This window comes from Pseudarthrobacter adonitolis (assembly GCF_055412845.1).
The window spans coordinates 124,339-145,443 of record NZ_JBVAYW010000003.1; the positions used below are offsets into that span (position 1 = coordinate 124,339).

Here is a 21,105-nt window from a genome sequence, read left to right on the forward strand (position 1 = left end):
GGGCTAGATCAGTTCAGTCAGCGTATCGCTCAGGCGGACCAGTTCGTGGTCGTGTGAAGCGACCAGTACTGCGATTCCGTCCGAGGTGGTGTCCTTGAGGATGCTGATGATGCGGTTGGCGGAGGCTCGGTCCAGGCTGGCCGTGGGCTCATCAACCACCAGCACACGCGTGCCCAGGATCAGGGCGCGGGCGATCGCGACACGCTGGCGTTCACCACCGGAAAGCTGGGCCGGACGGTGCCGCATCCGGCGGCCCAGGCCCACCAGGTCCAGGAGGTCCTTGGCCATATCGCGGCGCTGGTCCACCTCGCCGTCGGGCACTGCCGGCAGGAGGACGTTTTCGAGGGCGCTCATGCCGTCGATCAGGGCACCGCCCTGGTCGACGTAACCGATCAGGGCCCGACGGCGGTCGGCGATTTCGTCGTCGCCCATGCTTTCGAGGGAATCCCCTTCCCAGAAGACTCGGCCCGACGTCGGCAGGGTCAGGCCCGCGCCCACTGTCAGGATGCTGGTCTTGCCGGATCCGCTTCGCCCGGCCACGCAGTGCATCTCGCCGGCGTGCAGCGTGAGGTCGAAGCCCTCCACGACGCTGACGGCTTCGGCACCGCCCTTGCCGCCGCCGTAGCGGATGGTGATGTCGCTCAGTTCCAGCGGGGTCCCGTGGTCCGCGGCCTTGACGATGGTGTTGGCACGGGTCTGCAGGGGCGCCTCAGCCGAGCCGGACCTCCGGCTCCGGTGAACATTCGTCTCGTTTGTCATTGGACCACTTTCGTTGCAATCGGTATCCAGCAAAGTACAGCCACCAGGCCGGCGACTCCTGCCCACAGGGCGGCATACGGGGCAAGGAGGAGCCCGATGCCCAGCGCGCCCAGTACGCCCAGCGGCAGGGCCAGCGTGCCCACCAGGGCGTTTTCGAAGAGACGGACCTGGCGGAGCATGTCCGGGTTCCAGCCCATGGCTTCGAGGATGCCCAGGTACTGGCGTTTGGCGTTGAGCTCAAACCTGCCGGTGACCAGGGTCAGAACCAGCCCGACGGCGACGCCGGCGAGGGCCAGAAGCATGCTGGGCAGCGCCACGCTAGCTGCAGCCAGCCCGCTGAGCGCACTCGCTCCGGCCACACGGGGGATGTCGATGAGCAGAGCAACCAGCCCGCCCACCGCGGCTCCGAACACGCCTACTGCGACGGCCAAGGACAGGGTATTGAATTTGTTGGTGCTGAGCTGCCGGTTGGCGAACGTCAGCGGGGAGTCCACCGGGATCAGCCGCTCGTCGTGCTGCGGTTCCTGGTCCACCTCATCACGGTGACGCAGCTGTTGTGCGGCGAAGAAGGCCGCTGCCGCGTACAGGACCAGGACGGAGACCGAGACAATGGCTGTGGTCACGCTCCAGCTCACCAGGCTCAGGATGATCCCGGCCACCGCGAGCAGCACAGCGCCGACACCGAATTCCTCGAGCACCCAGTTCCTGATGCGCAGCTGGGTCCAGCCCATGGCGCGGAGGGTCCCAGCTTCGCGTTTGCGTTTCCGGACGTAACTGACGGTGGAGGCGCCGGTCAGCAGCGCGGCCCCGCAGAGGGTGAGGAAGAGCAGCGTGACGTTGGTCCCGGTCAGTGAGCCGGAGACTGCGTCGGCGGCGTTCTGCCGGACCCAGGACTGCTGGACGGTGCCCAGCGCTGACTCCTTGCCGGCGTCGTCCTTTGAGTATCCAGGGACAAAAATGCTGGCGTCTTCACGGGCGGAGCCGGCCACGACAGTGGCTTCCAGACCCATTTCGCGGATCTCGCTGGCGAGCTTTTCGACGTCGGGCTGGGCTTCCTTCCAGCTGCCGGGAGCCTTGGCCCGGACACGCACGGCGTCGATCACGGCGGCGTTGTCCTTGTAGCCGCGCGCCGCGGCCAGGCCGTAGAAGTCGGTGATGGCGCCGGCCGACTGGCTTGCCAGTCCGGTGGCACTGAGTGAGGGCTTGAGTTCGGTAGCGGCGACCGTCTTGCCTTCGGCGTCCTTGGTGAGGGTAAAAGGCGTGGGGTCGTAGCCGCCCAACGGGAGGCGGTTGACGTCGCCAGCGGCCTTCTCGACGGCCGAGGGGTCAAACGTGCCATAGACCATGGCCAGCGGAGCCGCGAGCTTCTCCCCTGTTGCCAGGTCTTCCCGGTAGGAGCGTTCATCCACGGGTTCACGCTGCGTCTGGTCCACCGGGGCGCCGTTGGCACTCTTCTCCGGCAACCGGTTCACGGTGACCCAGCCGCTGGGAACGGCGGTTTTCTGGACGGCGCCGTTGGCCGCGGCCTCGCCGTCGGTGTACTTTGGCGCGGCAGCGAAGTCGGTGCTCCACGTAGCCGGGGTGTAGAGCCCCTGGTTGAAGTTGCCGGCGCTGCCGAGGAGGCCGGAGTGATCGGTGGAACCGGGCCAGGACAACGCGAAGGGGTCCTTGGACACAAACGGCAGGTAGTCCTTGCCGAGGGAGCGAGTGGCGGTGCCGACTTCCTTGACCACCTTGCCCGCGGCGTCGATCTCCTCGATCTTGACGTTGTATTTAAGGTCCAGGGAGGTGCCGGAACGGACAATCAGGGGAATGGCCTGCGAGTCCGCGGTGAGCTGCCCGCTTCGCTTCGCCTGCTGGTACTGCGTCATCAGCGGTGCCCAGTACTTGAGTTTGACGCCGAGGAAGTCAGGGCCTTCGTTGAGCTCTTCCCGGCTGATGCCATTGGTGAAGAGGCTTTCGAAGTGGCGGCCAATGGCACCGGCGTTCCGCGCGTCCGCGGGCGGGGCCTTCTCCAGCGGGGCCAGGAAGTCACCCGCTGAGCCCAGCAGTGCGCGCTCGGAGACGGGGTCGACGGCGACCACGGACTCGGTCACTTCGGGCGACAGCGGCAGGGACACCGAAAGGTTGAACAGGTTGTGCTCGGAGCCGCCCGCAGGAGCGGGGAACTTGATGCCCGTCTCGCCCGTAGGAGGGGCGATCCGGATGCTGGTGCCTCCGGCCGTCTGCTCTTCGACCAGGCGGGCCTTGCCCAGGCTGCCCTCGGCGGTGGACTTGAAAAGGGTCTGCTCGGAGACGCCGTCGGAGCTCACGGCGCTGGCCGTCAGGCGGTAGCTCTTGGCGGAATCGCTGAACACGGACTCGGCGGCGGGCCATTTGCTGGGTTCCGTAGCGCCGGCGGCCTGGTCGGTGGTGGCCGTGCCTGCCAGTCCGGAATTGTGGCCAAGGTAATCCATGGCGTCGAGCCGCGGCGCTTCCAGGTTCTGCGTCACGCGGGACACCAGGCTGATGGGGGCCGCTACGGAGGTTCCGGAAAGCTTCCGGATGTTCTCGAGCTGGTCAAAGCTGATACCGCCGCCGCCGTTGGCGATCTCCGGCTGCATCAGCCCCCCGGAGCCTGCCTTGGCTCGGACCAGGACGTCGTAGAGCCCCCGCGAGTTCTCATCCACCGTCCGGTTAAGCGCGGCCTGCGACTGGCCTTGGACGAGGACCGACAAGCACATGGCTGCGATCAAGATGGCCGCGGTCAGCAGCAGCACTTTGCTTCTGATGAACCTCTGGACGGCGTTCATTGGGCTCCCTGAAACCTGGATTGCGTGCGCACACCGGGATCGCAGGCGGCGGATATGAAGGATTTCCTGCCTGGTGTGCAAAAAGTATTGGCCGGTCTGCCGGCGTGGTCCCGAAACAGGACCTAGCCATTGTAAGCAGACCGGCCAATCATACGTGGCCGACCTTAAGCTTCGGTCACGCGTCGTTGATGGCGGTGCGGTTCTTAGTCCTCGAGGTCCACTTCGCGGACCATCACGGCGCCGATGCCTGCCTTGATGGCGTCAAGCACCTGCTGCGGAACGGAGCTGTCGATGGTCAGCAGGGCCAGGACCTGGCCGCCTTCCGCCTGCCGGGCTACCTGCATGCCGCCGATGTTGATGTTGTTCATGCCCAGGATGTGTCCGATGGTTCCGATCACACCCGGCCGGTCGGCGTAGGAGACCACCACCAGGTGCTCGCTGATGGGGATCTCGACGTCGTAGCCGTTGACTCCGACGAGCTTCTCCACCTGCTTCGGGCCCGTAAGCGTACCTGCCACGGAGATCTGGCTGCCGTCGCTCAAAGCACCCCGGATAGTCAGGACGTTGCGGTAGTCCTCCGCTTCCGCCGTCGTGATGAGGCGGACGTTGATGCCTCGCTGTTCGGCGATGACGGGAGCGTTGACGTAGGAAACCTGCTCCGTGACGACATCGGCGAAGATGCCCTTGAGGGCTGCAAGTTCCAGGACCTTGACGTCCAGCGCAGCGATCTCGCCGGCCACCTCGACGTCGATCTGGGTCAGGGAGGCGTGGGTCAGCGCGGTGAAGATCCGGCCCAGCTTTTCGATCAGCGGGATGCCCGGACGGACGTCGGGCGCGATCACGCCGCCGGCCACGTTCACGGCATCCGGAACGAGCTCGCCGGCCAGCGCCAAACGTACGGACTTGGCAACGGAGACGCCTGCCTTCTCCTGGGCTTCATCGGTGGATGCACCCAGGTGGGGGGTGACCACCACGTTGTCCAGGGCGAAGAACGGCAGGTCCGTGCTGGGTTCCTTGACGAAGACGTCCACGGCTGCGCCGGCGATCTGGCGGTCCTGCAGTGCCGCATAGAGCGCCTCTTCGTCCACGAGGCCGCCACGGGCCACGTTGACCACGTAGGCGGTGGACTTCATCTTGGTGAACGCGTCAGCGCCGAGCATGCCGACAGTTTCCGGCGTTTTGGGCATGTGGATGGTGACGAAGTCCGACTGGCTCAGGAGCTCATCCAAGGTGACGAGCCTGACGCCGAGCTGCGCGGCGCGGGCCGAGGTGATGTACGGATCGTAGGCGAGGATTTCGGTGTCGAAGCCCTGGAGGCGGGCAGCAACAAGCGCGCCGATGCGGCCCAGGCCGATGATGCCGATTTTCTTCTCGAAGAGTTCGATGCCGGTGTACTTGGAGCGCTTCCACTCACCGTTTTTCAGCGCTGAGCTGGCCTGCGGGATGTGGCGTGCCAGGCTCAGGATGTGGCCCACCGTCAGTTCCGCTGCCGAAATGATGTTCGACGTCGGGGCGTTGACCACCATCACGCCGGCCTGTGTGGCGGCTTTGATGTCAACGTTGTCCAGGCCAACGCCGGCGCGGGCGATGATCTTGAGGTTCTTCGCGGCGGCAATGGCTTCGGCGTCCACTTGCGTGGCGGAGCGGACCAGGATGGCGTCCACGTCCGCGATGGCGGCGAGCAGCTGGGTCCGGTCGGCGCCATCGGTGTGGCGGATCTCGAAGTCCGGGCCGAGGGCCTCGATGGTGGCGGGCGAAAGTTCTTCGGCGAGCAGTACTACGGGTTTTGACACGGCTGATCCTCTGCGTTGCAGTCCTGGGGATAGGAACAAGTCTAGGCTGACGGAAAGGCCGGGCTCACATTGTTAAGTGTGAGCCCGGCCTCACTGTTGCACGGTGAATGGCGCCGGAAGGGGAGACTTAGCGGGCTGCGGAGCCCTCTACGTAGTCCTCGTCCGTCTGCTGCCAAGCGAACAGGGAGCGCAGCTCACGGCCTACGGCCTCGATCGGGTGCTGCTCAGCCTTGGCACGCAGGGCCTTGAATTCGGCGCCGCCGTTGTCCTGGTCGTCGATGAAGCGCTTGGCGAAGGCACCGCTCTGGATGTCGGCGAGGACAGCCTGCATGTTTTCCTTCACCTCGGGGGTGATGACGCGGGGGCCGGAGACGTAGTCGCCGTACTCGGCGGTGTCGGAAACGCTCCAGCGCTGCTTGGCGATGCCGCCTTCCCACATGAGGTCAACGATGAGCTTGAGCTCGTGAAGTACCTCGAAGTAGGCGATCTGCGGCTGGTAGCCGGCTTCGGTCAGGGTTTCGAAGCCGTACTGGACCAGCTGGGACACGCCGCCGCACAGGACGGACTGCTCGCCGAAGAGGTCGGTTTCGGTCTCTTCGGTGAAGGTGGTCTTGATGACGCCGGCGCGGGTGCCGCCGATGGCCTTGGCGTAGGACTTGGCCAGGTCCCAGGCTGCGCCGGTGGCGTCCTGCTCCACGGCGATGATGTCCGGGATGCCACGGCCCGCTTCGAATTCGCGGCGCACAGTGTGTCCCGGAGCCTTCGGGGCGATCAGGATGACGTCAACGCCCTCCGGCGCCTCGATGTAGCCGAAGCGGATGTTAAAGCCGTGGGCGAAGGCCAGTGCCTTGCCCGGGGTCAGCTTGTCCTTGATGGAGTCGTTGTAGATCGAGCGCTGGTACTGGTCCGGCGCCAGGATCATGATGACGTCGGCCCATTCGGCGGCGTCAGCAACGGTCAGGGCCTTGAAGCCGGCTTCTTCGGCCTTGGCGATCGACTTCGAGCCTTCCTTGAGGGCGATGACAACCTCAACGCCGGAGTCGCGCAGGTTCAGCGCGTGGGCGTGGCCTTGGGAGCCATAGCCCACAATGGCAACCTTGCGACCCTGGATGATCGACAGGTCAGCATCGTCGTCGTAGAACATTTCAGTCACTTGGGTAACTCCTCTTGAGTGGATTCACTGGGTAATCAGTCTGTGGGTGTTGCGGTACTGCACGGGCATTGCGCCGCAGGTGGGGCCGTGCCCCGCCTTACTAAGCGCTGCGCAAAGCCCTGTCACTCATGGAGCGGGATCCCCGTCCAACGGCCAGGGTGCCGGACTGCACAATTTCGCGGATGCCGAAGGGCTCGAGCACTGAGAGCAGCGCCGTGAGCTTTTCGGGGTGGCCTGTTGCTTCAATGACCACGGAGTCTGTGGAGACGTCAACCACTGAAGCGCGGAACAGGTCTGCAGCCTGGGTCACCTGCAGACGAGTTGCGGCATCCGCACGTACCTTGACCAGGATGTGGTCTCGCTGTACGGAAGATTCGGAGGTCAGCTCAACAATCTTGATCACGTTGACCAGCTTGTTGAGCTGCTTGGTGACCTGTTCAATGAGGTCACCATCGGCGTCGACGACGACGGTCATCCGGGACATGCCCGGAACTTCCGTCGGGCCCACGGCCAAGGAGTTGATGTTAAAGGCGCGTCGGGCGAACAGGCTCGCGACGCGGGTCAGTACACCGGGCTTGTCTTCAACCAGAACGGACAGTGTGTGGCGGGTCATGTTCAGTCCTCCTCTTCCCATTCCGGGGTCATGTTGCGGGCAACCTGTATCTGGTCGTTGCTCACGCCGGCGGGCACCATCGGCCACACCATGGAGTCGGGGCTCACCACGAAGTCGATGACCACGGGGCGGTCATTGATTTCGAGGGCCTTCAGGATGGTGGCATCAATATCCTCGTCCCGCTCGCAGCGGAAGGAAGCACAACCGTAGGCCTCCCCCAGTTTGACGAAGTCCGGGATCCGGACGGTCTCGTGGCCGGTGTTGAGGTCCGTGTTGGAGTAGCGGCCCTCGTAGAACAGGGTCTGCCACTGGCGGACCATGCCCAGCGAGGAGTTGTTGATGATGGCAACCTTGATGGGGATCTTGTTAATGGCGCAGGTGGCCAGTTCCTGGTTGGTCATCTGGAAGCAGCCGTCGCCGTCGATGGCCCAGACCACGCGGTCCGGCTCCCCCACCTTGGCACCCATGGCAGCCGGTACGGCATAGCCCATGGTGCCGGCGCCGCCTGAGTTCAGCCAGGCATGCGGACGCTCGTATTTGATGAACTGCGCCGCCCACATCTGGTGCTGGCCAACGCCGGCAGCGTAGATGCCTTCCGGGCCGGTCAGCGCGCCGATGCGTTCGATGACGCGCTGCGGGGCGCTGAGCCCGTCCTCCGGCTCGGTCCAGCCCAGCGGGTAGGTTTCCTTAAGGTTGTTAAGGAAGGCCCACCACGTGGTGAGGTCCGGCGTGCCGGCGGATTCGAACTGTGAGCGGACCGCCTCGGTGAGTTCGGGGATGATTTCCTTGACGGATCCCACGATCGGCACGTCGGCGGTACGGTTCTTGGAGATTTCGGCGGGATCAATATCCGCGTGGATCACCTTGGCGTTCGGCGCGAAGGACTTCAGGATGCCCGTCACCCTGTCATCGAAGCGGGCTCCGAGCGTGATGAGCAGATCGGACTGCTGCAGCGCCGTGACGGCGGAAACGGTGCCGTGCATGCCCGGCATGCCCACGTGCTGCGGGTGGGAATCGGGAAACACGCCGCGTGCCATCAGGGTGGTGACAACGGGGGCGCCGGTCAGTTCCGCCAGTTCGCGGAGTTCCGCGGAGGCGTGTGCCTTGACCACACCGCCGCCCACGTAGAGCACCGGCTTGGTGGCCGAAGCGATCAGCTTGGCTGCTTCGCGGACCTGCTTGTTGTGGCCGCGCGTCACCGGGCGGTAACCGGGGAGGTCGATCTTCGGCGGCCAGGAGAAGGTCATCTGACCCTGCTGGGCGTCCTTTGCAATATCCACGAGGACCGGGCCGGGACGTCCGGACGAGGCCAGGTGGAAGGCCTCCGCCATAACGTGCGGGATCTCGTTGGGGTCGGTCACCAGGAACGAATGCTTGGTGATCGGCATGGTGATGCCAACAATGTCGGCTTCCTGGAAGGCATCGGTGCCGATCACACCGCTGGATACCTGGCCGGTGATGGCCACCAGCGGCACGGAATCCATGTGGGCATCCATGATGGGGGTAACGAGGTTGGTGGCACCGGGGCCCGAGGTGGCGATACAGACGCCCACCCGGCCGGTAACCATGGCATAGCCTTGCGCGGCGTGGCCGGCTCCCTGTTCGTGACGGACCAGTACGTGATTCATGCTGGAGGCCATCAAGGGGTCATAGGTAGGCAGGATCGCGCCACCAGGTAAACCAAAAATATCGTCGACGCCGAGTTCTTCGAGCGAGCGGACAATAGCTTGCGAGCCGGTCATCACCGTTGGGGGTACAACGTTGTTCGGCCCAAGGACAGGAGAGACAGCGGCAAGATCAGCGACGACGGCGGCTTGGTCAGCCGTACGGTCGGCGCGTTCCGGAGCCTTGGGGGCTCCAGCGGACTTAGTAGCCATCAGCGAGGGGCTGATCGGCGATCCTTTGCTCATCGGACTCTTCCTTGTGGATCATTTGTGTACTTGGAAATACGGGAAATAAAAAAACCCCTCAGCCTGGTGGCTTTTCGAGGGGTTGCGCGTGACGGTTCGTTACCAGTCGGGCTAGTCAGCCACGCGCTTGGTAAGGACGACGACGCCGCCGGCGGTAACGAATGCGATCATGCATTCAGTTTTCCCTCTGCGTGAGATGCCTGTCAATGAGGACAGTGCGCATCTCACCATGCGGACCCCATTGTCCACTGGTTGGCCACAATCCCCAACTGGGTCGCAGTGAGTGTCGTTATGAGCGCTCATAACAACAGTTACTGCTACCTAGTTGGGCTCAACCAGCGGCCGGAGGTTGAGGAGCGAAACCGTGCTACCCGCAGTATGCGCCGGTGGAGGCGCTGTGGACCAGCTTGGCGTACTTGGCGAGCACACCCTTGGTGAACTTGGCCGGCAGCGGCTCCCAGCCAATCTTGCGGGATTCCAGCTCGGCCTCATCCACCAGCAGGTCGAAGCTTCGCGCGGCCATGTCCACGCGGATCCGGTCCCCGTCCTTGACGAAGGCGATGGGGCCGCCGTCGACAGCTTCCGGCGCCACGTGGCCGATGCACAGGCCAGTGGTACCGCCGGAGAAGCGGCCGTCGGTGAGCAGCAGGACGTCCTTGCCGAGGCCGGCACCCTTGATGGCGCCGGTGATGGCGAGCATCTCGCGCATGCCGGGGCCGCCCTTGGGGCCTTCGTAGCGGATGACCACAACGTCCCCGGCCTTGATCAGGCCCTTGTCCAGTGCGTCCAGGGCACCCTGCTCGCGTTCGAACACGCGGGCTGTGCCTTCAAAGACGTCGGCGTCGAAGCCGGCACTCTTCACCACGGCACCCTCAGGCGCCATGGAACCGTGCAGGATGGTGATGCCGCCGGTCTTGTGGATCGGGTTGTCCAGCGCGCGCAGGATCTTGCCGTCCAAGTCCGGCGGGTTGATCGCGGCGAGGTTCTCGGCGAGGGTCTTGCCCGTAACGGTGAGGCAGTCGCCGTGCAGCAGGCCGGCGTCGAGCAGCGCCTTCATGATGACCGGCACACCGCCGATCTTGTCGACGTCCGTCATAACGTAGCGGCCGAACGGCTTTAGGTCGCCCAGGTGCGGGATCTTGTCGCCGATGCGGTTGAAGTCATCGAGGGTCAGCTCGACTTCGGCTTCGCGGGCAATGGCCAGCAGGTGCAGCACAGCGTTGGTGGAACCACCGAAGGCCATGGTGACGGCGATGGCGTTTTCGAACGCCTTCTTCGTCATGATGTCCCGGGCGGTGATGCCGAGGCGGAGCAGGTTGACCACTGCTTCGCCGGACTTGCGGGCAAATTCATCACGACGGCGGTCTGCCGAGGGCGGGGCGGCCGAGCCGGGCAGGGACATGCCCAGCGCCTCGCCGATGCAGGCCATGGTGTTGGCCGTGTACATACCACCGCAGGCGCCTTCGCCCGGGCAGATGGCCTTTTCGATGCGTTCCAGGTCCCCGAGGCTCATCTTGCCTGCGGCACAGGCACCGACGGCCTCGAAGGCGTCAATGAGGGTGACTTCCTTTTCGGAGCCGTCCTCGAGCTTGACCCAGCCCGGCATGATGGAGCCCGCGTACAGGAAGACGCTGGCGAGGTCCAGGCGGGCGGCAGCCATGAGCATGCCCGGCAGGGACTTGTCACAGCCGGCGAGCAGGACGGAGCCGTCGATGCGCTCGGCCTGCATAACGGTTTCCACGGAGTCGGCAATGACCTCACGGGAAACGAGCGAGAAGTGCATGCCTTCGTGGCCCATGGAGATGCCGTCGGAGACGGAGATGGTGCCGAACTGCATGGGGAAACCGCCGCCTGCGTGGACACCCTCCTTGGCGCCCTGGGCCAGCCGGTTCAGGGAGAGGTTGCAGGGAGTTATTTCATTCCAGGAACTCGCAACGCCGATCTGGGGCTTCGCGAAGTCGTCATCGCCCATGCCGACTGCGCGGAACATACCGCGCGCGGGGGCGGCATGGATCCCGTCGGTGACGACCCGGCTGCGGGGCTTGATGTCAATCTTGTTCTCGGGTGCTGTTTGGGTGTCCTCACTCATGGGTCAAAGTCTATGACTCAGATCGGGACGCCAACGACTCGAACAGCCCGTTTGGGCCATTTTCAGGATTATTTCGATCAAATAGTGGACTCTCGTCTCAAATTCTGAGACGGACCCTTGCGGGCCTGCCGGAACCTAGACAGTCCCGTTCGCGCCGACGTACCGTCAGGGAACGGCAACCATGCCATCCGGACTGAAGGGCCCTGCTATGGATTTTGTCTTCTGGATTATCCTCATTGTGTTGATCGTGGGCGTTGTGTGGTGGCTGCTGAACCGCAGCAACTCCTCGAGCACAGGCGACTCCACGCCGGTCCGGGCGGACGGCGGCCTCTCCGGTGGAAGCGCGGCCGCCTCCGCAGAAGCTGCCGGCACGGCGGGCATCCCCAGCGCGGCGGGCTTCGGCGCCGCTGAGCCGGCACCACCGACGACGGCGGACGAGGCGCCCGAACAGTCCAGCACGGCAGAACCCCGGGAAACCTGCGCCGGGCACAAAGCCAGTCCGGGAGAACCGGGCCTTGCAAAGGACACCAACATCGGGCGGGACGCCGGCGTTGCACGCGACGCTGCCGGTTCCACAGATGCTGCCGCAACTGATGCACCGGAACGCCTGTCCTCTGGAGAACTGTCATCCCCTGATAAGTCGGCTGGCTCTGAGGAACAGTCGTCCCCTGAGGGGCAGGCCCGTCCCGAGAATCCGGCTCGCCCGGAGGAGCTAACAATCCAGGAGCCTACAATCCAGGAAGCTGGCAGCCAGGAGAGCGTGAGCCGGCAGGCAGACGAAGCCGAGTGGGAAACCCACTGGTCAGAGGCAAGCGCGCCAACCCAACCCGCCGCCAGCCACCGCCCGGCAGGCGAGGCGTCCACCGTTATTGCAGGCACCCCGCTGTCCGAAGCGCCACCGGCCCGGGACACCGGATTCGTGCATCACCCGGAGTACACAGAACCCCACGCACCCACGCTGCCCGGCGCCGAAACGGCCGCTGCCGAAGCTGTTGAAGCGGACGCGAACGTGCAAGTGGAACCGGATGCCGTCGGTTCAGCCCGGGACGCGGCAACCACGGATTCCGTACAGGCTGCAGGATCAACGGAGGCTGCGGAACCCGCGACCATGGAGCCCGCAGCGGTGGCGGATTACGAAGCCGCGCCGGAACCGACGGGACCTTTGGCCGCGGACCAGCCCTACGGCGCCGGTTCAGCGTCGCCCGGCCCGGACGGCAGCGGCCCGGCGGATTTCGATGTCAAGGCCGACGCCGGAACGATGGTCTATTTCGAGGAGGGGCATCCTGACTATGAGCAGACGAAAGCCGACGTCTGGTTTGAGTCGGCGGCCCATGCGGAAGCTGCCGGTTTCCGGGCTCCCCGGCGCACCCGCACCTGACCGGACGCAGGCGCCCCTCCTGGCCGTCGCGGCGGCCAAGCAGACTGCGGGCGCCTTCGCAGTGTGCTTGGCCCTGCTGCTGTCGGGTTGTACGGGGAACGCTAACGACGCTCCCACCGGCAGCATCACAGGAACAGTGACCGGGACCGAAATCGGGACAGGCCCGGGAAACGCCACGCCGCCGGAGGTTGTGGCGCGGCTCGATCTCCAGCTCGACATTCCCTGGGCCGCGGTATTCCTGCCGAACGGGTCTGCCATCATCTCCGAGCGTGACTCTGCGCGGCTGAAAGCTGTCCGGGCTGGCAAGGCGACCACCATCGGCCAGATCCCCGGCGTTGCTCCAGGCGGTGAGGGAGGCCTGCTGGGTCTGGCCCTCTCCCCCGGATTTCCGGCCGACAGCTACCTTTACCTGTACTTCACCTCGGCACAGGACAACCGCATTGCCCGCCTGAAGCTGACGGAACAGCCTGACGGATCCCTGGATCTCGGCGACCCCGAGGTGGTCTTTTCCGGAATCCCAAAGGCGTCCACCCACAATGGCGGCCGTATCCGGTTCGGTCCGGACGGGTTCCTGTACGTGGGCACTGGAGACTCCCAGCGCCGGGAACAGCCGCAGGACCCGAACGCCCTGGGCGGGAAGATCCTGCGGCTGACTCCGGAGGGTGACCCCGCACCTGGCAACCCGTTTGACAATGCCGTGTACAGCCTGGGGCACCGAAACGTCCAGGGACTGGCGTGGGACAGCGCCGGCCGGCTTTGGGCCAGCGAATTCGGCCCGGACGTCAACGATGAACTCAACCTCATCGAGCCGGGAGCCAACTACGGGTGGCCCGCAGTGACCGGGGCACCGCACCGGGAGGAGTACCGCGACGCGAAGGTAGTTTGGCCTTCGACGGCGGACTCCTCACCCAGCGGCCTGGAAATCGTCGGGTCCACGGCGTACCTGGGCGCGTTGCGCGGCCAGCGTCTCTGGACGGTTTCCCTATCCGGCGAGGAGGCAAATACGCCTGTGGCCTATTTCACACGGGAATACGGGCGGATCCGGGACGTCATCAGGACCCCCGACGGCGGATTTTGGCTCCTTACTAATAACAAAAACCCTGATTTTGTGCTGGTTCTGGGCCCTCCCGACTGAACCTGAGGGCAACGGCGGCTTCGATTTCACATGGCCCGAAAGTTCGTGTAGAGTTTCATGTCGTTGCGGAGATCAACCGGGAAAGAAAAAGCCTGGAGGATCACCACAAAAGAGATGCACCTCTAGCTCAATTGGCAGAGCAATTGACTCTTAATCAATGGGTTCCGGGTTCAAGTCCCGGGGGGTGCACCATAAGAAAGGCCCTGATCTGCGGAAACGTGTGATCAGGGCCTTTTGTCTTTCTCTGGCGGACGTCCAACCGCGCGGTTACTCACGCTTTTCGCCCAGTAAGTCTTCTTCTCTGGACCCCAAAGCCTCCAGTACAGCTCGTACGCGACCGGGAGCTGGAGTTGTCGTCTGCGTCGGCGTGGCTGTTGCCGTTGTCGTTGCCGTTGCGTACTGGCGGAACCAGTCAACCTGCATCTTGCTTTCCTTCAGCGCCGTCCCGTCCGGAAACCAGTCAAGCTGGATGGCGGAGTGCATCGGCTGGCCGGGGTTATGTGACGCTGCCGTGTCCTCAAACCACAGCACACCGTCGATGTAACCGCGCACGCCTGTTGGGCTCCATGACACTGCGTAGTTGTGCCAATGGGTGGTGTCAATGACCTTCTCTGCCCGCGTCTGCGTGGTGGAACCGGCAGGGCCGTAGTGCAGGTAGAACTTCATCTTCGACGTGTCGCCAGTGCCTTCCGCGAAGTCCACCTCGTCCTCGGTGGTGATGTGCGCCCCGGTGTCTGGCCAGAGAAGCATCACGGGGTGATACTCGCTGTCGCGGAGGTTGGTCCGCATGCGGGCTTCCCAGTTGCCGTACATGGTGCCGGGGTGGTACTTCGAGGAAACGTACCCGGTGTCGCCGTTCGGCATGCCGGTATGGGTGAGGAAGCCTTCGCCGACGACCGACTGCGCCTTCATCCGTCGCCCGGCCCCGTGGTGACCGGAGGTGTCGTAGCTGATCCACTTGGCCGAGTCCGGGGGGCCGGTGTAGTTGAACTCGTCGGAACCGGCGGTAATCGGGGTGCCCCAGTTCAATTTCGTCGCTGCCGAGTCCGTCGCAGCCGGGGCGGTTGTCGCCGTGGGCGTCGGAGTTGGGGTGACGGTAACGGTGTGGGTAGGTACGGGTAACTGGGTGGACCGGCAGACGGCCACTTTTTCCGCCGTGGTTGGATCGCACTCAGCCTGAACGGAGCCGTCAGCTGAGGTGGGGGCGGAGCACCCTGACAGGGCTAGCCCGGCCAGAGCAAGAGATGCTAGTAAATTTTTCATGGCGCCAACAGATTCCCTCTATGTGTGAAGTGGTGCCTGTTTATTCCACTCGCCCCATCAGGGCCGTTGCGGAGGTAACGCCTGCCGAAGGAAGCGGACCACGAGAAGGACTTGCGCGCGTACGCGAGGGAGCCGCCGGATGGTTCGGTACCGGCCGCGCCGCCGGGGCTGTGGTGTAGACAGCGCCATATGTGGCTGCTCCCTTGTAGGCGTCCGCGAGGATGTTCTTCATCGCTAAAGTCTGAACTGCCATGATCTTCGGCCTTTCGCTAGGGTCACCGTAGGATCACTCTCATGATCGAACAGGTTCCGGTACTAGTACAGCTTCTCCGGGGGCGAGCATGGCCGGGTCCTTGCCGTTGCCGCTGGCTGGCTGGACGCGGGCTGAAGCAGGTACCCCTGCATTGGGTAGCGTGCTCCGACCTCATTGTTCAGCGAACCGGCACGTTGGTAATGACAGCGCCTGTACCGTAGGTCGATGACCAGCGGGAGCAGGTGGAGGACGCATGAAAAAGTCCACCGTAGTTTCACCTCAACTGGACGGGACCGAAGAGGTTCAGGTTCTTCAGGTTCCCGGGAAGTGGGCCAACGCTCAGGAAATTTCCCAGCGCGTCCGGATCACACTCGGCGTAAACCCACAGGACCATACGGTGGACGTCCCTCGTGAACCCACGGAAACACCTGATAGGCGTTCATGGCTGCCGCCTGCGTCGCAACACGGTTTGCAGGGACTGAATCGATGCCATGAAAACCATCGAAAACAACGACTCACAAGCAATGGGTTCCGGGTTCAAGTCCCGGGGTGCATCAAGGGAAAAACAGCCCCTGGCGCGCGGAAACGCGGCCAGGGGCTGTTTTTGTTTGTTGCGGGAGGAGATTCCGTCTGTGCTGCCAGGAACTACATCGGCGAAAAAATCCAGCACCACCACTGCGGAACTCTGCAGCGGGGATGCCGGAGGGGTCTTTCCCGGATTCCGGGATTGCTAGCCGAGCGGGGCACCGTCCACCAGGGCGCGGGTTGACGGCGAGGCGAACTGGCTGGCCAGCTCACGGACCACTGCCTGGAGCTCCTGCCGCAGGGCCTCAGGGTCAATGGAGGCTGCGGCGAGTACCGAGCGCTCCATCTCTACTGCTGCGGCTTCGGCTTCCCGGCCTCTGTCAGTGAGGGATACGACCTGGCTGCGGCGGTCCGACGTGCTGCGGACGCGGGCAATGTGTCCGTGGGACTCCAACCGGCTAAGGGTCTTACCCATGGTCTGGGCCTGAACGCGCACATATTGGGCGAGTTGTGCCTGTGTCATAGGCCCCTGCGCTGAGAGGACTTCGATAGCGATCACGCCGGCGTGCGTCAGTCCGATGGCGCTTAGCTTTTCGTTCCAGGAATGTTCAACGAGGCGTGCCGCAGTGGACAATAGGCGCCCAGTGGGCCAGCGATCCATGTCAGGCATACCAGCAAGTATAGCTAAGGCTGGTCCCGAGGAATCATGTCAAGATGCCCGCGTGGCTTTCATCGTGGAATCATTTGATTTTGCCCGGAGGGTCGGTTGGCTCTTGGGTCCTTGCTTGGCGGTGGTGAGGGTGAGCAGTTCAGCGCAGAGTGCTTGAACCTGACGTTGGATTGCCGCAGGATTCAAGGGTTTGTTCTCCCGCTTCAACTTCGCCTTCTCGCTGGGCCGGACGGCGCCTTCGTCGGCCAGGACCCGCTGGTGAGGGGTCGCCGGCCGGTCATACTTCTTGGTGATCTTTGCGCCGGTCCGGATCTTCTGGACGAGTTTCTGCTGGGGTCCGAAGTGATTGGTCAGCCGCCCTTGCAACGCCCAGATCCGGTTCAGCAGCTCGAGTTCCGCCTCCGTGTCGTAACGGTGGTAACCGACCGTTTGCCGGACAACATGCCAGTTCTTCTGTTCCACATGGGCGCCGTCATTCTTGTTCCCGGACCGGGACCTGGTGAAGGTCAGTTGCTCCTGTTCACACCACCGCAGCAGCCCCCAATTGATGAACTCGGTCCGGTTGTCCGAATCGATCCCCCGGATCGGGAACGGGAATGCAGCGGTGGCTTCCTTGATCGCGGCGAACACCCATTTCTGGGCCTTGTTCCTCACCGACCGGGTCTCGGTCCACCCCGTGGAAATGTCAGTGATCGTCAGGGTGAAGCAGAACTCACCCCTGGAATTTCCGCCCTCGTGTCCGACCAGATCAATCGCCACAAACCCCGGCACTGCATCGTCCCATTCGGCGCAGCCGAGGAACCAAGTCCGGCAGCGCTGCTGCCAGCAGACGCCCGCACGGGGTGCCCTGGACGGCCCAGCAGAACCGCAGCGCCTTTATCACGTCCTCGCCGTAGACCGGGAGCCTGGGCGGCCTGGGCTTGACCTGTTTGAGCACCAGGGCCTGCCGCAGCGCCTTCCGCGCATGGTCACGGTGCCAAAGCGTCAGGGCACATAGTTCGTCGAGGATGGTCTTCTTGGCGGCCCGGTCCGACCGGGCATATCGGAGGGCGGTGGTTTTCGTGACGGCCTTGCGTTCGCTCATCGAAAGCTCCATGGCTCACAGTGCCGGGCCGGCGGAAACCACCCCAGCAAACGCGCCGCTACGCGGGCATTACCAAATGATTCTTCGATAGCAGCTACGCGGGCATCTTTGATGAGTCAACGCGCTGGTTAGCACCGGCCCCAGATGCTTACTAAAATGGTGTGTTCCGCCTGCAACGAGGAGATTAACAGTGGCCGACAGACTCTTGACCGGTGACGTAGCGCCCGGCTTTACCCTGAAGGACTCGTCGGGTAAGGACGTCAGCCTTGCCTCCCGTCACGGCGGCAGCACCATCGTCTATTTCTACCCGGCCGCCGCAACCCCCGGCTGCACCAAAGAGGCATGCGATTTCCGCGACAGCCTGGCGTCCTTCACGTCGGCCGGCTATCGGGTCCTGGGCGTCTCCCCCGATTCCGTGAACAAACTTGCTGCCTTTGCCGCCAATGAAGACCTTAGCTTTCCTTTGCTTTCGGACGAGGACCATGCCGTGGCCGAGGCCTATGGCGCCTGGGGCGACAAGAAGAACTACGGACGGACCTATGAGGGACTGATCCGCAGCACGGTGGTGATCGATCCCGACGGCAAGGTGGCAATGGCCCAGTACAACGTCCGGGCCACCGGCCACGTGGCAAAACTGCGGCGCGAACTCAAACTGGACGCGTGACGCATTACGCCTGAAGGGGCGCCGGTACGGGCGGCCGGATCCGGCTGACCGGAACCCCGCCTGCCCGAGGCTACAATGGAAACTGGCATCCGCCGTCGTACGTTTTTATCCGTTGGCCATCTGGCCAAGCTCGAAGACAGCGGCGGCAACTGCCAAGCGCGAGTGGTGAAATTGGCAGACACGCAGGATTTAGGTTCCTGTGCCTTCGGGCGTGGGGGTTCAAGTCCCCCCTTGCGCACACTGATACAGAGATCCCGGGCCCATAGGCCCGGGATCTCTGTCATTTAACTGCCGCCAGCTGCGGCGTTCTTTCCCGGTTTGGCATGAAATTCAAAAACTCTTGGCGATCCACCCATCCGCTTCGGCGCTCCGGCCGAATACCCATTGAGACACCAGCCAAAGGCAGGTGCCCAACAGTCGGAAAAGGCCACGCGGCAGGCACCAGGTCTGCGGCAGGCAAGAAATCGGCACAAACAAGGAGAACCGAAATGCAGTCATTCAAGCGCACATCCTTCACCGTCGCAGGCGTTGCAGCTGCAGCCCTGCTGAGCCTCACCGCCTGCGGTGGAACCACAACGACGGCCCCGAGCTCCTCTGCTCCGTCCGCCGCACCGTCGGCGTCCAGCAAGGCTCCGTCACCGTCCGCCAGTGCTACTGCCATGGATCCGGCCGCAAACCTCGTTGGCGCAGGCTGCGCCGGCTACGCGGAGAAGGTCCCCACCGGGGCAGGCTCGGTTGCGGGAATGGCCCTTGACCCGGTAGCGGTCGCGGCGTCCAACAACCCCATCCTGACCACCCTCACGGCAGCTGTCTCCGGCAAGCTGAACCCCAAGGTTGACCTGGTTGACACCCTTAACGGAGGCGAGTTCACCGTCTTCGCTCCGGTGGATGACGCCTTCGCCAAGATCGATGCCGCCACCATTGAAACGCTCAAGACGGACGACGCCCTGCTCAGCAAGATCCTGACCTACCACGTGGTCCCCGGCCAGATCACCCCGGACAAGATCGCCGGCACACACGCCACGGTCCAGGGCGGATCAGTCACCGTGACCGGTAGCAAGGATGCCCTCATGGTTGATGGCGCCAGCGTGATCTGCGGCGGCGTCCAGACCAAGAACGCCACCGTTTACCTGATCGACTCGGTGCTGATGCCCAAGTAGTCCCGCTTTCAAACCCAAAGGCCTGTTCCCGCCGGAACAGGCCTTTGGGGTGCCCAGGGAGCACTGGGGCGTGTCAACTAGACTGTGTCCTTGGCCCGCAGTCGGCGGCGCCGGCCAGAAGCAGCCAGAGGTGATAGACGAGTGCCCAGCAGTACTTCGCGGCGAACGGTCATCAAGACCGGCGCCGTTTTTATGGCGTTAAGCCTGACATCCTGTACCGGCATCCCTTCGCCGTCACCCACACCCACGTCGCCCTCAACGGCACCCGCCGGCGCTGAGCCCACCGAGACGTTCACCTTCGGCACGGCGTCCCAGCCCTTGGGCCTGGACCCTGCACTCTCAAGCGATGTGGAAAGCTACCGGATCACCCGGCAGATCCTCGAAGGCCTGGTGGGTGTGGACCAGACCACGGGCAAGCCCACGCCGCTGCTGGCAACGGAATGGACCGAAGCCGACGAAGGCCGCTCCTACACCTTCAAACTCCGCAGCGGCGTCTCGTTCCAGGACGGCACGCCCTTTAACGCCGACGCCGTGTGCGCCAACTTCAACCGCTGGTTCGCCTTCTCCCCGGAACTGCGGCGGCAAGCTCCGGGAAGCTCGTTCAAGAGCGTGTTCAAGGCACATTCCGATGATGCTGCGCTCTCTATCTTCAAGAGCTGCACGGCCTTATCCGCTGACACTGTCCGGATCGACCTGACGCAACGCTTCACCGCGTTCCTCCAGTCGCTCACCCTGCCGGCGTTCGCCATCGCGTCCCCAGCAGCCCTCACCGCGGGCACAGCGGATGTCCTGGATCAGACACGTGGCGGAAACCCGGTCTCCCGGTTCGCCACCAACCCCGTCGGAACCGGACCGTTCAGCCTCGCCGCCTGGGACGAAGCCAGCGTCCGGCTCGTCAGCCACAAAAACTACTGGGACGACCGCGGGCAGATCTCCACCATCAATTTCGTCACGTATGACCACCCCCAGACGCGGCTTCAGGCCCTCTTGGACGGCAAGATCGACGGATACGACGCCGTCACGGTGGGCAACTTCGATCAGCTGGTCAAGCGGGGCATGCAGATCGTCCAGCGTGATCCTTTCTCGGTGATGTATCTTGGCATCAACCAGGAAATTCCGGTCCTGCAGAACCAAAAGGTGCGGCAGGCCATTGAGCTGGCCATCGACAAGGAAACCCTGATCCGCAAGTTCTTTATCGACAACACCGCCAAAGCCTCACAGTTCGTCCCGCCCAAGATCAGCGGCTTCAATAACGATGCTCCCGCGCTGGGCCACGATCCGGTCAAAGCCAAGGCCTACCTGACCGAGGCCGGCTACGCCGGGGAAGAACTCAGGTTCTACTACCCGCTCAACGCCACCCGCCCGTACCTGCCCACGCCGGAGAAAATCTACGCCGAAATCAGCAGGCAACTGACCGCCGTCGGGTTCAACATCAAACCTGTCCCGGTGGATTGGTCTGACGGCTATCTCCAGAAAGTGCAGTCACCCGGGGACCACGGGCTCCACCTGCTCGGCTGGAACGGCGCGTATGCCGACGCCGATAACTTTCTAGGCCCACTGTTTGGCGAAAAGAACGGCGAATTCGGTTACCGGGATCCGCAGGTCTTTTCCAAGATCAACCGCGCCCGCGGCCTGCCCCCGGGCAAGGAACGCGACGAGCAGTACCACACCATCAACGCCCAGATCGCGGCCACAGTGCCGGCCGTTCCCATCGCCTTCCCGATCTCGGCCCTCGCACTCTCGGACCGCGTCAGCAGCTACCCGGCGTCCCCGGTATTGAGTGAAGTTTTCACAAAGGTACAGCTAAAGCCTTGACGGTCCGGCCCAATTTCAGTATGCGGGCTGCCCGGGGATATTCTTTGAC

16 protein-coding genes and 2 tRNA genes are annotated in these 21,105 nt (G+C 63.9%); 7 read left to right on the forward strand and 11 right to left on the reverse strand.

Annotated elements, in window-relative coordinates; all coding sequences use genetic code 11:
• Positions 1 to 3 precede the first annotated feature (3 nt).
• The 7 genes from ACZYZ4_RS05245 to ilvD all read right to left on the reverse strand — a co-directional run bounded on the left by ACZYZ4_RS05245 (position 4) and on the right by ilvD (position 11,109).
• Positions 4 to 759 carry an ABC transporter ATP-binding protein gene (locus ACZYZ4_RS05245; protein ID WP_463858821.1) on the reverse strand — a complete coding sequence of 252 codons (756 nt, stop codon included), beginning with the start codon at positions 757 to 759 and terminating at the stop codon, positions 4 to 6.
• On the reverse strand, positions 756 to 3,551 hold the full coding sequence (locus ACZYZ4_RS05250) for an ABC transporter permease (protein WP_463858823.1): 2,796 nt from the start codon (positions 3,549 to 3,551) through the stop codon (positions 756 to 758). The genes ACZYZ4_RS05245 and ACZYZ4_RS05250 overlap by 4 nt, the downstream gene beginning before the upstream one ends.
• A 203-nt stretch (positions 3,552 to 3,754) precedes the next feature.
• Positions 3,755 to 5,344 carry a phosphoglycerate dehydrogenase gene (serA, locus tag ACZYZ4_RS05255; protein ID WP_463858825.1) on the reverse strand — a complete coding sequence of 530 codons (1,590 nt, stop codon included), beginning with the start codon at positions 5,342 to 5,344 and terminating at the stop codon, positions 3,755 to 3,757.
• Between the two features lie 127 nt (positions 5,345 to 5,471).
• Positions 5,472 to 6,497, reverse strand: coding sequence for a ketol-acid reductoisomerase (gene ilvC, locus ACZYZ4_RS05260; protein WP_463858827.1), 1,026 nt, complete (start codon positions 6,495 to 6,497; stop codon positions 5,472 to 5,474).
• A 100-nt stretch (positions 6,498 to 6,597) separates the two neighbouring features.
• Positions 6,598 to 7,110: an acetolactate synthase small subunit gene (gene ilvN, locus ACZYZ4_RS05265; RefSeq protein ID WP_028271611.1), complete on the reverse strand. Its 513-nt coding sequence runs from the start codon at positions 7,108 to 7,110 to the stop codon at positions 6,598 to 6,600.
• A gap of 2 nt (positions 7,111 to 7,112) precedes the next feature.
• Positions 7,113 to 9,020, reverse strand: coding sequence for an acetolactate synthase large subunit (locus tag ACZYZ4_RS05270; protein WP_463858829.1), 1,908 nt, complete (start codon positions 9,018 to 9,020; stop codon positions 7,113 to 7,115).
• A 367-nt stretch (positions 9,021 to 9,387) separates the two neighbouring features.
• A complete protein-coding gene (gene ilvD, locus ACZYZ4_RS05275; RefSeq protein WP_463858831.1) occupies positions 9,388 to 11,109 on the reverse strand; it encodes a dihydroxy-acid dehydratase in 1,722 nt (573 codons plus the stop codon).
• 208 nt (positions 11,110 to 11,317) lie between these two features.
• On the opposite strand from ilvD, the gene ACZYZ4_RS05280 reads away from it, so the two are divergent.
• From ACZYZ4_RS05280 to ACZYZ4_RS05290, 3 genes are all read left to right on the forward strand, one after another.
• Positions 11,318 to 12,487 carry a sunset domain-containing protein gene (locus ACZYZ4_RS05280; RefSeq protein WP_463858833.1) on the forward strand — a complete coding sequence of 390 codons (1,170 nt, stop codon included), beginning with the start codon at positions 11,318 to 11,320 and terminating at the stop codon, positions 12,485 to 12,487.
• Complete coding sequence (locus ACZYZ4_RS05285; protein ID WP_463858835.1) at positions 12,441 to 13,622, forward strand: PQQ-dependent sugar dehydrogenase; 1,182 nt, start codon at positions 12,441 to 12,443, stop codon at positions 13,620 to 13,622. Before ACZYZ4_RS05280 ends, ACZYZ4_RS05285 begins: the two co-directional genes overlap by 47 nt.
• 116 nt (positions 13,623 to 13,738) lie before the next feature.
• A tRNA-Lys gene (locus ACZYZ4_RS05290) sits at positions 13,739 to 13,814 on the forward strand.
• 75 nt (positions 13,815 to 13,889) lie between these two features.
• Here ACZYZ4_RS05290 and ACZYZ4_RS05295 read toward each other — a convergent pair.
• The 4 genes from ACZYZ4_RS05295 to ACZYZ4_RS05310 form a co-directional block, all read right to left on the reverse strand.
• Positions 13,890 to 14,885 (reverse strand): glycoside hydrolase family 16 protein, encoded by a 996-nt coding sequence (locus ACZYZ4_RS05295; RefSeq protein ID WP_463858837.1) that lies wholly within the window; start codon positions 14,883 to 14,885, stop codon positions 13,890 to 13,892.
• A 983-nt stretch (positions 14,886 to 15,868) separates the two neighbouring features.
• Positions 15,869 to 16,324 carry a MarR family winged helix-turn-helix transcriptional regulator gene (locus ACZYZ4_RS05300; RefSeq protein ID WP_463859083.1) on the reverse strand — a complete coding sequence of 152 codons (456 nt, stop codon included), beginning with the start codon at positions 16,322 to 16,324 and terminating at the stop codon, positions 15,869 to 15,871.
• Between the two features lie 48 nt (positions 16,325 to 16,372).
• Positions 16,373 to 17,092, reverse strand: a complete 720-nt coding sequence (locus ACZYZ4_RS05305) for an integrase catalytic domain-containing protein (RefSeq protein WP_463858839.1) — start codon at positions 17,090 to 17,092, stop codon at positions 16,373 to 16,375.
• Positions 17,082 to 17,417: a hypothetical protein gene (locus ACZYZ4_RS05310; protein ID WP_463858841.1), complete on the reverse strand. Its 336-nt coding sequence runs from the start codon at positions 17,415 to 17,417 to the stop codon at positions 17,082 to 17,084. The genes ACZYZ4_RS05305 and ACZYZ4_RS05310 overlap by 11 nt, the downstream gene beginning before the upstream one ends.
• 190 nt (positions 17,418 to 17,607) lie before the next feature.
• On the opposite strand from ACZYZ4_RS05310, the gene bcp reads away from it, so the two are divergent.
• From bcp to ACZYZ4_RS05330, 4 genes are all read left to right on the forward strand, one after another.
• The gene (bcp, locus tag ACZYZ4_RS05315) at positions 17,608 to 18,081 is read left to right on the forward strand and encodes a thioredoxin-dependent thiol peroxidase (RefSeq protein WP_463858843.1); all 474 of its coding nucleotides are present in this window, start codon (positions 17,608 to 17,610) and stop codon (positions 18,079 to 18,081) included.
• 156 nt (positions 18,082 to 18,237) lie between these two features.
• A tRNA-Leu gene (locus tag ACZYZ4_RS05320) sits at positions 18,238 to 18,319 on the forward strand.
• A gap of 250 nt (positions 18,320 to 18,569) precedes the next feature.
• Positions 18,570 to 19,241 carry a fasciclin domain-containing protein gene (locus ACZYZ4_RS05325; protein WP_463858845.1) on the forward strand — a complete coding sequence of 224 codons (672 nt, stop codon included), beginning with the start codon at positions 18,570 to 18,572 and terminating at the stop codon, positions 19,239 to 19,241.
• 141 nt (positions 19,242 to 19,382) lie between these two features.
• Positions 19,383 to 21,056, forward strand: coding sequence for an ABC transporter substrate-binding protein (locus tag ACZYZ4_RS05330; RefSeq protein ID WP_463858847.1), 1,674 nt, complete (start codon positions 19,383 to 19,385; stop codon positions 21,054 to 21,056).
• Positions 21,057 to 21,105 lie beyond the last annotated feature (49 nt).